Below are 13,816 nucleotides of genomic sequence, written 5' to 3'. Positions count from 1 at the left end.
GTTACTCCCCGCCTTTACTAAACATTTTCAGCATGCGCTGCGTGACGGTAAAACCACCCACTATATTGATGCTGGCAATGAGCACGGCAAAAAATGCCAGTACCTGCACCAGCAGTGAGTCGCTGCTGATTTGTAGCAAAGCCCCCAAAATGATAATGCCGGAGATGGCATTGGTGACCGACATCAAAGGCGTATGCAAAGCATGAGTGACGTTCCAGACCAGATAAAAACCCACCACGCAGGATAATAAAAACACCGTAAAGTGCGCTAAGAAATCACTGGGTGCTGAGTAACCAATCCAAAGTAATAACAAGGCAGTAAAGCCTATAAACCAGTTGGTGTTCATGGATTTTTTCGGTGCTGCTACCGCTGCTGTTGTACTGGTAATCGCAGGTTTAGCTGCGGTCACACTGATAGCTGGCGGCGGGAAAGTGACTTCGCCCTGATGCACCACAGACATATTACGAATAATCACATCCTGCATATCCAGCAGAATTTGACCATCTTTGGTTTTGCATAACAGTTTGGCTAAGTTCACCAGGTTAGTGCCATACAGCTGTGAGGACTGAGCTGCCAAGCGGCCAGGTAAATCGGTATAGCCAATGACTTTAACCCCTGAACTGGTTTGGAAAATCTCACCCGCCTGAGTGTATTCACAATTGCCTCCTGTAGCCGCTGCTAAATCGACAATGACTGAGCCTGGTTTCATCGAATCGACCATGGCTTTAGTGATCAGCTTAGGAGCAGGCCTTCCCGGGATAAGCGCAGTAGTGATAATAATGTCGACTTCTTTGGCCTGAGCTGCAAACAGCGCCATTTCAGCGGCAATAAATTCATCTGACATCACTTTGGCATAACCACTGGACGACGAGCCATCTTCGGCAAATTCGAGTTTTAAAAATTCACCGCCCAACGACTCAATTTGTTCTGCCACTTCAAGCCGGGTATCAAAAGCCCGCACTATAGAGCCTAAAGAACGTGCAGCGCCAATAGCTGCAAGGCCTGCCACACCAGCGCCAATTACCAGCACTTTGGCGGGTTGTACCTTACCTGCAGCTGTAATTTGGCCACTTAAAAAACGGCCAAAACTATGAGCCGCTTCAATCACAGCGCGGTAACCGGCAATATTGGACATAGAGGACAAGGCATCCAGCGACTGAGCCCGTGAAATACGGGGCACCATATCCATCGCCAGTACATTAATACCCTGGGCGGCAAGGCGTGCCACTAAATCCGGGTTTTGTGCCGGCCAGATAAAACTTACTAAGGTGCTGCCTTTTGAAAGCAAACTGATTTCCTGCTCTGTAGGGGCATTGACCTTATAAATCAGCTCACTGGCCCAGAGCTTCGCGCCATCGGCTATGCTGGCACCGGCCTGACTATAAGCTTCATCGGTAAAACCTGCGCCAGTGCCTGCACCAGTTTCTACCAGCACAGTAAAACCTAATTTACGCAGTTGCTCTGTGGTGGCTGGGGTAGCTGCCACTCTGGTTTCGTCTTGAAGTGTCTCTTTGGGGATCGCAATAAACATCCTGACCTCGTCCTTTTTTTGTCGGGCCAGTAGTTTTCCGGCCCCTTATGGTTTTGATTTTGCGCACATTTGCTTATCGTACCTGCATTAAGCAATTTTATTCGCGTTAGTTTGCGTTAAAAAACACACTAACCTGCAGTCATTAATTCGATCATGTCACTGCTTAAGTCATCATCTTCAGTTGCAGCAAAAGCTGGCCCTTCAATATGATAAACCCTTGGATCTTCCGCGAAATAATCCTGTAAGCCTTCCATAAATACCTGGTGGTCTTCACTTGCCTCGAACCCAGGTCTGTGGTCTTCCAATGATTGCCATCGCACTATAAGGTTAAACATGTGAGGTGTTTCAATTCCCTGAGCGAGGAAATGACCTCGGTAACCTTTAGCGCGTCTGAGTAAAGGCGCAACTTTCGCAAAGGCACTGCGGAACATTGCAACCCGTTCACTGTGAACAGGAAGTAAAGCAATCTCGTAAATCATAGTCGTCTCCCAACAATAGAGCTAAAAATCAATAATTTGAATTTCTGTTATGGAATCAGCGTCGGATCAACAGCGATCGCAATTTTGCCTTTAAGACCGTTGTTAGGAGTCTCCAATAGCGCATGGGCGAGTGGGATATCCTCAAGCGAATAAGTCGCACCAACATAGGGTTTTAACTGACCGCGTTCTACTAAACGGCTCAATTCATCAAGCTTTCCGCGATTTTGTCTTGTGAATACAAAGTGATAACTCGCATTTTTCCCCCAGGCTTCAATTAAATTCTGAGGTTTAGCGATGTCTACTATGCTCACAACCCGACCCAGCTGAGCTAGCGTATGCGGGCTATGCGACAAGGTATCTCCACCAATGGTGTCGAGCACTACATCAACCCCCAGGCCAGCAGTTTCGCGCATAATGATGTCGGCATAATCCTCGTTTTTGTAGTCGATAGTTACATCTGCTCCCAAACTTTTTGCGAACTCAAAGTTCGTTTTGCGTACTGTTGTGAATACTCTGGCCCCCATTGCCTTTGCGAGCTGAATAGCAATATGTCCAACCCCTCCGGCACCACCGTGGATCAGAATGCTTTCACCCACTTTTAGCCCGGCTCGCTCTACCAGTGCTTCCCATACAGTTCCGCCCACCAGGGATAGACTCGCTGCCTCCAGATGGTTTAATGCCGCAGGTTTTTTTCCGATAATTTTTTCATCAGCAACGTGATATTCAGCATAACTGCCTTGTCCGGCAAATATCTGTGCGGTATACCAAACTTCATCGCCAGGGGCGAAGTTTGTTACGCCTGGGCCAACGGCTTCGACTACTCCTGAAATGTCGTGACCGGTAATGGCTGGTAGTGGCACCAGATCAGGATAATCCCCACGGCGGACTTGATAATCCAACGGATTGATAGAGGTTGCATACACCTTAACCAACACTTGTCCTTCTTGCGGTACTGGTTTAGCCAGATCACAAAGTTCAAATGCGTCCGGGCCACCAAATGATTTAAGTACTATCGCTTTCATATTACACCTCGATTCGGAAAAAAGGGATATCGATATTTATCGATATATTTTTGTAAAAAATTACAGTTCTCTGCCTATAAGCTCGGCAAGAGCACTAATGGTTGCTTCGTTTCGTTTGTAATAGGTCCACTGGCCAATACGTCTGACTTCAACCAGACCTGCACGTTGCAAAGTGGCAAGATAGTCAGATACGGTTGACTGTGACAGACCAACACCTTCCTGAATACTACTTACACAAACACCCACAATATTTACATCACCTTCATCCTGAGGAGGAAAGTTTTTTGCGGGGTCCTTCAAACCTTTCACGATGTCGAGTCGTGTACGATTTGAGAGGGCTTTGAATATATCTAGTAGTTCCATGTCGATATCATATCGGTATTTGCCGATATGTCAATGGTAAGATAGCAATTAAAAATTTAAATATATTAAAGGCCTACTTTTCTGCGGGCCAAAACAAAGCCACCTGCTATTAAAGGTGGCTTTTTACTTAAGGTGGCTGGGTAGTTATTCAGTTGTTGCTTCTGCCGCTTCAACAATCAGCTTTGCAACTTGCTGTGGGTTTGATGTCATCACCACATGAGAAGCATCTTTTACTTCAACAATCTTTTTGGCACCAGCGCGCTCGGCCATAAATTTCATGGCAGCGGTCGGGATATTCTTATCGGCAGTACCGTAAATGGCCCAGGATGGAATTTTTTTCCAGGCAGGAAGCTCTGAAGGTTCTTGCAGTGCTGCTTCAGTGACTGGGCGTTGAGTGGCAGCCATTAAAGCTGCTTCAGCTGCAGGCACATCTGCCGCGAACTGAGCATGAAATTTATCCTGCTGAATATACAAGTCTTTATTGCCATCTTTTAATACCACAGGGGAAGCCAGAGATGGGCCTAAAGTGCTACCAGGGTAATGTCCTGATAATTCGAAAATGTTTTCGCCTTGTTCTGGTGCAAAAGCTGCGACGTAGACTAAAGCTTTAATTTTTTCCTGATCGGCAATCTGATTGCTGATCACTGCGCCGCCATAAGAATGGCCTACTAAAACGACCGGACCTTTGGTGTTTGCCACAACATCTGCCAAAAATGCCGCATCGCTTTTTACACTGCGTAGTGAATTACCTACTGCGATCACCGGGTAACCTTGTTCCTGCAGTTCAGCCACTACACCATTCCAGCTGGATGATTCAGCAAAAGCACCGTGTACCAATAAAACCGTCGGTTTTTCTGCGGCAAAAGCAGCGGCGCCAAAGGTCAGGCCTAGTGTTGCTATAGCAGTGGTTAATAAAGGTGATTTAAAGTAATTCATATTAGTTTCCTTCTGGGTTTGCAAGCTTAGTGAATGAGTTGCGATCTTTTGGTCGCACTCAGTTGTTTGATTTTTCGCTCGCTTCAGGTGGAGTTGCTGTTTCCCCTTGTTCGCGGCTGTGATTATAGTAAGCCGCCTTGCTTTCTTTTTGGGTTCAAATAGTCTAACTTATGCAACAGATCGTCTAATTTCATTTATTAACACAAAGGATGTTTGTGGACCGTTTATCAACCTTGTTAGCCCAATTTGGTATGCACGCCACCACTATCTTTGCTGGCGTGTTAACTACTGAAATTGGTTTTGACGCCACGGACAGAACGGCCAAATTGCATTTGCTGCGCTCTGGTGATGCGGTATTGCAACTGGGGCAGCAAAAGGGTGTGCAGATCACGGAGCCCAGTTTGTTGTTTATTCCCAGGCCTTGTCGGCATAGTCTGAATGCTGCTCTGGGGCAGCGGCAGCTTCAACTGGTGTCGGCTGCACTGAGTTTTGATGGTGGGCTGGATAATCCGCTGACCACGGCTTTGCCTGCTTATGTGCTGATGCCTTTGGCTGAAATTTCTATGCTTAGTGGCAATCTGGATTGGTTGTTTGATGAAGCTTTTGCACAGCATTGTGGCAAAAATGCCGTGCTCAACCGACTGTTTGAGCTGGTGGTGATCCAGTTGCTGCGCTATATGATGGCCAACAGCAGTGTGTCTACCGGTATGATGGCTGGGCTGGCAGATTTGCGGCTGTCAAAAGCTGTGACTTTAATGCATGACCAGCCCGCTAAGGCCTGGACAGTTGCTGAACTGGCCACTGCCGCCAGCATGTCCAGAGCAAGTTTTGCTGCCAAGTTTCATAAAGTGGTGGGCATAACTCCAGCCGATTATCTGGTGAGCTGGCGGGTCAGCCTGGCACAAAAACTGTTGCGTGAAGGTCGCCCTATAGCTCTGATTGCAGATGAAGTAGGTTATGAAAGCCCGTCAGCTCTGGCCCGCACTTTCAGACGAAAAACCGGCAGCAGCCCAAGAGAGTGGCTGCAGTCGCAGACCCATTAATTTAGTGGCAACCGGGAAGGTGCCAATTCATAGCTATGAATTAGCCCATGTTGATCATGGGCTTTGCTTTATGATTACGCCTGTTCAAAAAGCGAAAGGGCAGCGATCAGATTGATTCTGAGCAGACTGCTGCTTCTTCTTGCTCTTTGTGTTTCTCTTTGTACTTTTGCGCATAAGTTAAAATAGCCATACTGATGCAGCTAAAAATTAAGAAACCAGCGGTCACAGGGATCACAGTGCCGTTATACATCTGACCTATCACTGTGCCTATGCTCATCGACATAATAGAGGAGGTTGAGCCAATAATAGCTGCTGCTATTCCCGCCACATGGCCCATAGGTTCCATCGCCATAGCGTTGATATTGCCAAACACCAGACCAAAGCAGAAAAACAGCACTGAAGCGTAAATCACAAAGCTCCACAGCTGTATTTCAATCACTAAATGAAGTGCTAAAAATAAGGCTGAGCTACTAATAATGCCCCATACAGCGCGGTTAGATAAATGCTGCATACCCCATTTTTGCACCAGACGGGAGTTCACCAGAGAGGCCGCACCAAACACAATAGCCAGTAAACCAAAGTACAAAGTAAACAACTCACCTGTTTTAAATAAGTCCTGAAATATTTGTTGTGATGAGTTCAGATAACCAATAAAGCTGCCAAAAAATAACCCCATACAAATCATGTAGCACACAGTGGGCACATTGCTGATCACTTCTTTAAAGCCTTCAGAAAAGCCCTCTGTGCTCATGGCAATACGGTGCTCTTTTGGCAAGGTTTCCTCTAAGCGCATAAAAATCCACACCACAATAAGCAGTGCATAAAACACATAAAGCACAAAAATATCGCGCCACGAACCTATCCATAATACCGCCTGACCTAAGCTTGGTGCTAAGGCCGGCACCATGACAAAAATCATCATCACCAGCGACATAATACGTGCCATATCATTGCCTGAGTATTTGTCACGTACTATAGAGATGGCCGACACATAAGGGCCAGATACCCCTAAACCCTGGACAAAACGGCCAAACAACAAGGTGTTAATATCCGTAGCGAAATAACAAATCACGGTGCCGACTAAAAACAGTGCTATACCGCCGTTTAATACTTTTTTACGGCCAGTGGCGTCGGATAAAGGCCCACAAATCAGCTGGCCTATAGCCATACCAAAAAACAAAGCACTGATCACCAGTTGCGCCTGATTCGGGTGACTCATGGCAATATCAGCACGAATAGCATCCAGCGCTGGCAATAAGGCATCAATAGAGATGGCAACAATAGACATCAACAGCGCCACCAGCAAGGTGAATTCGCCGGTAGAAATACGCGACTTCGGCGCATGAGTAGAGTAATCAGACATTCACAGCATTCCTTGTTTAAAACGGCCCGAAAAAGGCGTTGCCAGTTTAACGCTTTTACCTGACTAAAAGTGTCGGCAAATGTAAACAAATTTGAGGCTAGTCGGTTGTAGATAAGGCTAATCGACAGAGATAGCGGATAGAGTTAGCCTGGCTTTGTCCAAAGATGGACTGCCAGGTACCAAATCAAGCCGCTTTCCTGTTGCCTCTTGTTGCAGTCACAAATGTTTTACAGTAAGTGGCATTAGTAAAGGTAAAGGGAATTATCAAGAGGTGACAACAGGTTACAGCTTTAAGAACCCGGAAATGATTATCGCTGGTTCAGCACTGATCGTCAGTTTAATTACCGCCTTTGTCAGCACTTATTCGGCCTCTATTGACAGAGCCTATGCCAGAGCTTCGGTATGGCCAAGAGTGGAAATTCAACGTAGTTACAACGATAGCCGTTCCTTTTTTTATTATATGGTCAGTAACAAAGGAACAGGACCTGCGGTTGTTAAGCATGCCAGGCTAAGCTATGACAATAAAGCGGTAAAAAGCTGGCCAGATTATCTGCAACTGCGCAGTGGTCGTACCGTAGGTCATGTGCAATCACAGATAGGTTCTCTAGTGCTTTCGGCGGGAGAATCCACTAAGCCCATGGAACTGCGTGATGCCGAAGTGGCGAAGTTACTTGCAGATCAAGACAACTTACAGATAGAGCTTTGTTATTGCTCGATTTATGACGAATGCTGGATGGTAAACCGCGCTAATAACCCAATACCAGTAGCCCAATGCACTATCGAGGATAAAGAGCGGTTTTTACAATAAGCTCTGGTGCCCTGTCAGTTATTGCTGATTAACTGCAGTACAGGTTGCACCCTACGACCAAAATAAATTTGTACTGTGGTTTGCTGACCTGACGTCAGACTAAGCTCGAATTCCTGTGGAAAATACGGTTACAGTCATTCAGAACTAGCTCTTACGGATCGCTTAAAAAAACAGATTCGGCGTTGCAATTGCCAAGCCAGTGTTTTCCTTAAAAAAAACATACGAAAGTGGAAACACTTCTATACTGAACTTATACACAAAGTAACAGGTGTTGCAGGGAGGCTATAAGTGACTGACACCTACGGAGCATAGCCGTCTTATGTGGTTGGACGGGATGGCGCTTCAGGGGATCAGGCAGCCAACAAGGCTGCAGCTTCAGGTACGAAAGGACTCTCCCGTTAAGTATTCTTAAATTCTAACCGAATTAAGGATGTTAATTTTATGAAAGCACTTAACTTGAGTATCGTCTGTTTTACAACGTTCTTTACTTCACTTTTTTCTACTTTAGCTCAAGCTGACTGGCAGAGTGTCCAGCAGGCAGTAGCCGATAGCAAAACCAGTCTGAATTTGCGTTATCGCTTTGAATGGGTTGATCAGGACGGCCGTCCTGAGGATGCTTTAGCTTCTACGTTGCGAAGCCGACTGAGCTGGAAAAGTGGCTCAGCCAACGGCTTTTTCGTGCAGTGGGAACTTGATAATGTGGCTGAGCTGGGCGATGACAAGTTCAACAATACCCGCAATGGCCGGGCAGACTACCCGGTGGTCGCCGATCCTAAGGGAACGGATCTGAATCAGGCCTACCTTGGTTACAAATATGGTAACTGGTTAATGATCCTGGGCCGCCAGCGGATAAACCACAATGATGAACGTTTTGTCGGCGGTGTAGGCTGGCGCCAGAATGAACAGACATTCGATGGCTACCGGCTGCAATACGAGATCAACCAGGCTGTGTCACTGGACTACAGCTATATCTACAATGTGAACCGCATTTTTGGGCCAACAGGGCCAACAGCCAATTTAAATGGCGGCCTCCATCTGTTTAATGCGCTGCTTAAACTGGACAAAGCGCACCAGTTTGCCTTCTATGGCTACGATATGGACTTTGACAGTGCAGCTGCACTGTCGAACCGGACGCTTGGATTTTCCTACGACGGAACCTTTGACAAGGTGAAACTACATACAGCATATGCCCGGCAATCCGATACCGGTAATAATCCTGACAGCTATAGCGCCGATTATTGGAACCTGGAGATCGGTACCCAGCTTGCCGCATTCAATCTGGGCGCAGGGTATGAGGTGCTTGGCAGCGACAACGGCAAGGGGTTTATCACGCCACTGGCTACTTTGCATAAGTTCCAGGGGTTTGTGGATCAATTTCTGGCCACACCTGGCACCGGAATACGTGATCTTTATGTCAAGTTGGGCACCAAGGTTGGCAAGATGGCATGGACAGCAATCTGGCACGACCTCAGTGCCGATACCGGAGGGTTGGATTACGGCACAGAATTAGATTTGATAGCGGCTTACCCTTTGGCGGATCAGATCGGGCTTATGGTGAAATATGCCCACTACAGCTCCGATAGCTTCGCCACTGATACCAGCAAATTCTGGACAATGGTAACAGTATCTTTTTAGCGCCAACGTTTTGTATTCGTTGTCGCGCAGTAGTAATAAACGGAAGACTAGTCTTCCTTAAACTCTATATACCCTAAGTAATTGATGTTGCAGGGAGGCGACAAGATCGTGAGACCCGGGAGCATAGTGGTCCTATGTAACAGGGGGATCGTTCGACATAAAAGCACGCAGCTGACAAAGCTGCAGCTTCAGGTACGACGGGTATACAACAGGAGAACGATGATGAGCAAACTTGGGCAAATAGTAGGCTGTGCTTTGATAGCCCTGCCGCTGTGTTTCTGCGGTTCGGTATGGGCTGCCGATCTCGCAAAAATAAGTGATGAACTTACTACTCTGTATATGGCTGCGCGCCAGGTGGTCTCCGACAATCAGGCGCATATCAACAACCCGGATCTCGGCAATAAAGGTTTGTCGGCCGATGCTGTTGTCAGCAAGACGCTGGAAAACTATCAAAAAGCAACCAACAAAACTTTGGATACCACCAATCTGAGCAAAGCGCAAAAAGCGATGCTGGATGCGGTACGTCAGGCCATGGATGAAAACCAGGATCTGATTAATGAGAAAGGTACCGGATTCAAGGGATTTCTGCCTGCCGTTTTTGGCCGCCAGGTGGCGACTAACTTTACCAAAACCATGAACCAGTCCATGGAAATAAAACTCACGGCGCCTAAAGAATATGTGCGTAATCGCGCCAACCGCCCTGACAAGTGGGAACACAATGTTATTGAAACCATGTTTAAAAAACCGGATTACCAGACAGGTAAAGCTTTTTATGAGGAAGGTGAAGTCGGGGGCAAAAAAGCGTTCCGTTTTATCTTGCCTGAATACTACGGCCCTTCCTGCCTGAGTTGTCATGGGACGCCTAAGGGGGAGCGGGACATCACGGGCGGATTAAAAGAAGGTGCCGCGTTGAATGAGCTTGGAGGCGCTATCAGCCTGACCATTTATCAGGATTAACGGGATTAGCCATGAGCCAATTGAAATACCTGACCATTGCCACCAAACTGAATGTCGCCAGTATCGGTTTTTCGTCACTGGTGACTGTCGCTTTTGTCTACATTTTGCTCACGCTGGGGCAGATTTCTCAGCATATTGATGATCAGCAACAGCTGGTTGCCCAGCAATCGGCCGCTATTACGGAGCAGAGCCTGCAATTGGATGCTCAGGCTCAGGAGAGGAAAAAGCAGGTATTGATCATGGCACTGGACGTGGAGTTTCGGGATACACGACTATGGTTGCTGGATCTTTCGGTGAGTTGGCTGAACGAAGCAGAGCACAGGGCTGAGGCTTCCAAATTGCGTTTGGATACGTTGTTGCAACAATTTTCCCAGATTGATGCGGCTCAATCGCAGATGATCGGCGAAAAAACCACTAAATTTTACGACCTGATGATGGAGGCTGTGGACGCCTATGTGGATGGCAACCGGGTTAAGGGCAATTCGCAGGTCGCTGAGGGGCGGGTACTGGCCGAAGAAATAAGTCAGATCATAGCGCGGCACAAGGCCACTGTTGAAGCCAACCTGACATCGGAACAGGCTGCGGTCGTTGCGGCAGGGCATTCAGTGTTGGTTGCAGCCAGCCAGGTGCAGGAGTCATCCGACACTGTACTGGACAAAAACAACAGGATGTACAATGTAACCTGGGTGATTCTGGTGCTTGCTATTTTGCTGAGTATTGGCTTTAGCGTGGTGCTGAAGCGGGAGATTTGTGTGCCGATAGAGCGTTTGCGCGTTACTGTCGAAAAAATTCAGCAAAGCTCGGATCTTACCAGTCGCTTCGAAGTCCGTAGCATGGATGAAATCGGTATCACCGGTAGTTCCTTCAACGACATGATGGAACGTTTTGCTCAAATCGTTCGTGAGGTGATCTCTGCTTGTTCGGAACTGGATAATGCCACGAATGAATTAGTGGCATTGATGCAAAAAGCCAGAGAAGGGGTTAAAGCACAAGAACACGCCACCGATCAGGTAGCTACAGCTATCCACGAGATGGCCACTACTGTGCAGCACGTCGCAACTCACACCGAGACGGCAAGCCTTTCTGCGCAAAAAGCCAAGGACGCTGTGGCCAGCGGCCGCAAAGTGGTGCAGCTGTCATCTTCCGGCACCCACGAATTATCCAAGTTGCTGGACAATGCTAATCACGCCATCAGCGACGTTGAAAAATTCAGTGGTGATATTGGCAAGGTGCTGGATGTAATCCGTGGAGTGTCTGAGCAGACGAATTTGCTGGCCCTCAATGCTGCTATTGAGGCGGCACGGGCCGGGGATGCCGGACGAGGTTTCGCAGTGGTGGCAGATGAGGTACGAACTCTGGCTCAGCGCACTCAGCGATCTACCGAAGAAATTAATCATATGATTTCCAGCTTGCAAGGCGGGATCGGCAAGGCGGTCACTATCATGGGGCAAGGCAATCAGGAAGCCAGGCAGGTCTCCGAAGAGGCCCGGCACGCCGAAGCTGCCTTGGTTGAAATTGAACAGCAAGTTAATGAAATCAATGATTTGAATGTGATGATTGCCAGCTCTGCGGAAGAGCAGGCTGCGGTAGCTGACGAGATCAATCGCAATATCATTGCTATTAGTACGTCCTCAGCGACTACCACCCAGGCCGTGGAGACGACTGTCAGTTCCAGTGAAAAGCTGTTGCGGCTGTCACATGAACTGGCAAAGCTGGTCAGTCAGTTTAAAGTGTGAGCAGGGGGCCACATGCGATTCATCAGGAGCAGAGCATGTTAAAGCTATTCGCCACTTCAGGCTTTAGTTGGCCCCGTTTCATGGTATATGTTGCGGGGGGGCTGGCCTTTGTCGCCGGGATTGGTGTTTACCGGTCACTGCCCACCAGCAGCGCTCTGGATTGTCAGATCAGCTCTGGTTATAGAGCTGCGCCAAAAAAACTGTCTGAATCCTGCTTGTACAGCGATATAAGCAAACTGCATATTTCGACTCAACTGCGCAAGTTTACGCCCAATTACCAATTGTGGAGTGACGGCTCGTCTAAGTCGCGTTGGATTTACCTGCCGCCGAACAGCCAAATAGACACCAGTGATCCCGATCAATGGATTTTTCCGGTGGGTACTCAGGTCTTCAAGGAGTTTCGTCAGTACACTAATGAGCCACAGCCGCGGGAAATCAAAGTGGAAACCCGCCACTTGCAAAAAATTACCCCTGGCTACGGCGAAGACTCCTGGTTGCTGAGCACTTACCAGTGGAACACTGAGCAAACAGATGCTTTTAAACTGAGTGCTGGCGCCCGGCATGTGCTGAACACCGATCACCATATTCCTTCTGAGCAGGATTGTGTAAGTTGCCACAAGGGCAGCAAGGATATTCTGCTGGGTTTTGATGCCATTCAATTAAGTGATGCGCAAGCCAGACTGGCCTTCGGCCACGGTCCGGCTCGTGGTGAAGGGGAGTGGCTGCTGTCGGAATTGATGCGACAGGGCAAACTGACCGATGCGATGCCACTGCCTGTATTGCCAGGTGATGATTTGCAGCAGCAGGTGCTGGGCTATATGCACGCCAATTGCGGCAATTGCCACAATCCGCTGGGGCATGCCGCCGAACAGGAAGCCGGACACCTGAAGTTGAAACATCAGTTGGCCTTTGACAGCATAGAAAAAACCGACGTCTATCAAACCGCAGTCAACCAGCCGAGCAAAAATTTCACCGCAGTTCCTTATATTGCTCTGGGTGCCAGGCGAGACGAACTGGCACTGTACCAGAGTGCTATCTTTGTGCGGGTGAACAGCACAGATGAAAATTACCGGATGCCGATGCTGGCACGGGAAAAAGTTGATTACAAAGCTCTGGATCTGTTGCATCGCTGGCTGCTGAGCGTCCCGACACCAGATGAAGTGGAATTTAATAAAACAGGCAAGCAGGAAGAAGTGGCTGGCTCTGACAAGACCTATAGTGACCGCTCCAGTCCTTTGACAGGCAAGGGTTTACAACTGGAAGTGCAGTTTTTCAATGATGTTTTTGTGCCACCGGCAATGGTGATGTACTTACCGCAGGATACTAGCCTGCAGGCTACCCCGATCATGGATCATGAGGATGGTGATTTTACCGATACGCTGATCCTGGGGAACAGGGGCGATCAGTTGAGCCTGCGCAATTCCGACGACGTTGGCCATACGATCTACGTGAATGACAAGCAACATGACATCAAGTGGCAATTACAGTATATGCCACCAGGCTCGGAGTTTGAGCAGGAGCTGTTCTGGGACAACGATGTTTTCGTAGAAATGCGCTGCCGGCTGCATTTATACATGAGTGCATGGGTCGGATCGATCAGCAGCCGCTACCATACTATCAGCAAATTCGGCCCGGCTGAATCGTACAAACGAGTGGAAATGCAAGGTTACCCTGAGGACTTCGACCAGGTTAAAATCTGGCTTCCCAAATTTACGCCAATAGATACCCGGATCCGTGTTGGCGAAGAGCAACGCTTTGATTTATATCGGGGCCAGCAGTTGCAAGGACAAATCCGAATCAAACGTTTTCCTCAGTAAAAGCGGCTTTGGGTTATTTTGGCATGCATTGATGGCCGCTAACTATATGGTGTTCTAAGGCTGTTGCTATTTCAGAGGCTAACTCAGGCTGCAGCCTGCTGGCACTGAGTTAGCTGCAAACACGCA

The 13,816-nt window shown here is 48.0% G+C and carries 12 protein-coding genes; 6 read left to right on the top strand and 6 right to left on the bottom strand.

Annotated elements, in window-relative coordinates; translation table 11 throughout:
* Position 1: 1 nt before the first annotated feature.
* The 5 genes from J2W69_RS11210 to J2W69_RS11190 form a co-directional block, all read right to left on the bottom strand.
* Positions 2–1,531: a Re/Si-specific NAD(P)(+) transhydrogenase subunit alpha gene (locus J2W69_RS11210; protein WP_310278254.1), complete on the bottom strand. Its 1,530-nt coding sequence runs from the start codon at positions 1,529–1,531 to the stop codon at positions 2–4.
* A 128-nt stretch (positions 1,532–1,659) separates the two neighbouring features.
* Complete coding sequence (locus tag J2W69_RS11205; RefSeq protein ID WP_310278250.1) at positions 1,660–2,010, bottom strand: antibiotic biosynthesis monooxygenase family protein; 351 nt, start codon at positions 2,008–2,010, stop codon at positions 1,660–1,662.
* A gap of 47 nt (positions 2,011–2,057) precedes the next feature.
* Positions 2,058–3,032 (bottom strand): zinc-dependent alcohol dehydrogenase family protein, encoded by a 975-nt coding sequence (locus J2W69_RS11200; protein WP_310278249.1) that lies wholly within the window; start codon positions 3,030–3,032, stop codon positions 2,058–2,060.
* A 60-nt stretch (positions 3,033–3,092) separates the two neighbouring features.
* Positions 3,093–3,395, bottom strand: a complete 303-nt coding sequence (locus J2W69_RS11195) for an ArsR/SmtB family transcription factor (protein WP_310278246.1) — start codon at positions 3,393–3,395, stop codon at positions 3,093–3,095.
* Positions 3,396–3,539: 144 nt separating this feature from the next.
* A complete protein-coding gene (locus J2W69_RS11190; RefSeq protein WP_310278243.1) occupies positions 3,540–4,331 on the bottom strand; it encodes an alpha/beta fold hydrolase in 792 nt (263 codons plus the stop codon).
* 215 nt (positions 4,332–4,546) lie between these two features.
* Between J2W69_RS11190 and J2W69_RS11185 the strand changes: the two genes are divergently transcribed.
* On the top strand, positions 4,547–5,374 hold the full coding sequence (locus J2W69_RS11185) for an AraC family transcriptional regulator (protein WP_310278240.1): 828 nt from the start codon (positions 4,547–4,549) through the stop codon (positions 5,372–5,374).
* Between the two features lie 106 nt (positions 5,375–5,480).
* Here J2W69_RS11185 and J2W69_RS11180 read toward each other — a convergent pair whose 3' ends face one another.
* The gene (locus tag J2W69_RS11180) at positions 5,481–6,737 is read right to left on the bottom strand and encodes a multidrug effflux MFS transporter (protein ID WP_310278238.1); all 1,257 of its coding nucleotides are present in this window, start codon (positions 6,735–6,737) and stop codon (positions 5,481–5,483) included.
* A 271-nt stretch (positions 6,738–7,008) separates the two neighbouring features.
* On the opposite strand from J2W69_RS11180, the gene J2W69_RS11175 reads away from it, so the two are divergent.
* The 5 genes from J2W69_RS11175 (at position 7,009) to J2W69_RS11155 (ending at position 13,690) form a co-directional block, all read left to right on the top strand.
* Positions 7,009–7,545 (top strand): hypothetical protein, encoded by a 537-nt coding sequence (locus J2W69_RS11175; RefSeq protein WP_310278235.1) that lies wholly within the window; start codon positions 7,009–7,011, stop codon positions 7,543–7,545.
* Positions 7,546–7,986: 441 nt separating this feature from the next.
* The gene (locus J2W69_RS11170) at positions 7,987–9,180 is read left to right on the top strand and encodes an alginate export family protein (RefSeq protein ID WP_310278232.1); all 1,194 of its coding nucleotides are present in this window, start codon (positions 7,987–7,989) and stop codon (positions 9,178–9,180) included.
* Positions 9,181–9,399: 219 nt separating this feature from the next.
* On the top strand, positions 9,400–10,137 hold the full coding sequence (locus J2W69_RS11165; protein ID WP_310278230.1) for a Tll0287-like domain-containing protein: 738 nt from the start codon (positions 9,400–9,402) through the stop codon (positions 10,135–10,137).
* 11 nt (positions 10,138–10,148) lie between these two features.
* Positions 10,149–11,873: a methyl-accepting chemotaxis protein gene (locus J2W69_RS11160; RefSeq protein WP_310278227.1), complete on the top strand. Its 1,725-nt coding sequence runs from the start codon at positions 10,149–10,151 to the stop codon at positions 11,871–11,873.
* A 35-nt stretch (positions 11,874–11,908) separates the two neighbouring features.
* Entirely contained in the window at positions 11,909–13,690 is a 1,782-nt protein-coding gene (locus J2W69_RS11155; RefSeq protein ID WP_310278224.1) for a cupredoxin domain-containing protein, read from the top strand.
* Positions 13,691–13,816 lie beyond the last annotated feature (126 nt).

Origin of the sequence: Rheinheimera soli (assembly GCF_031457405.1) — a bacterium.
GTDB lineage: Bacteria > Pseudomonadota > Gammaproteobacteria > Enterobacterales > Alteromonadaceae > Pararheinheimera > Pararheinheimera soli_A.
The sequence above is the reverse complement of the archived record's forward strand: the minus strand, read 5'-3'. Positions and strand labels throughout refer to the sequence as shown.

Bases quoted from the DNA above. Each gene is read 5' to 3' on its own strand.
- J2W69_RS11210 (WP_310278254.1), bottom strand. From the start codon at position 1,531: ATGTTTATTGCGATCCCCAAAGAGACACTTCAAGACGAAACCAGAGTG.
- J2W69_RS11205 (WP_310278250.1), bottom strand. From the start codon at position 2,010: ATGATTTACGAGATTGCTTTACTTCCTGTTCACAGTGAACGGGTTGCA.
- J2W69_RS11200 (WP_310278249.1), bottom strand. From the start codon at position 3,032: ATGAAAGCGATAGTACTTAAATCATTTGGTGGCCCGGACGCATTTGAA.
- J2W69_RS11195 (WP_310278246.1), bottom strand. From the start codon at position 3,395: ATGGAACTACTAGATATATTCAAAGCCCTCTCAAATCGTACACGACTC.
- J2W69_RS11190 (WP_310278243.1), bottom strand. From the start codon at position 4,331: ATGAATTACTTTAAATCACCTTTATTAACCACTGCTATAGCAACACTA.
- J2W69_RS11180 (WP_310278238.1), bottom strand. From the start codon at position 6,737: ATGTCTGATTACTCTACTCATGCGCCGAAGTCGCGTATTTCTACCGGC.
- J2W69_RS11170 (WP_310278232.1), top strand. From the start codon at position 7,987: ATGAAAGCACTTAACTTGAGTATCGTCTGTTTTACAACGTTCTTTACT.
- J2W69_RS11165 (WP_310278230.1), top strand. From the start codon at position 9,400: ATGATGAGCAAACTTGGGCAAATAGTAGGCTGTGCTTTGATAGCCCTG.
- J2W69_RS11160 (WP_310278227.1), top strand. From the start codon at position 10,149: ATGAGCCAATTGAAATACCTGACCATTGCCACCAAACTGAATGTCGCC.
- J2W69_RS11155 (WP_310278224.1), top strand. From the start codon at position 11,909: ATGTTAAAGCTATTCGCCACTTCAGGCTTTAGTTGGCCCCGTTTCATG.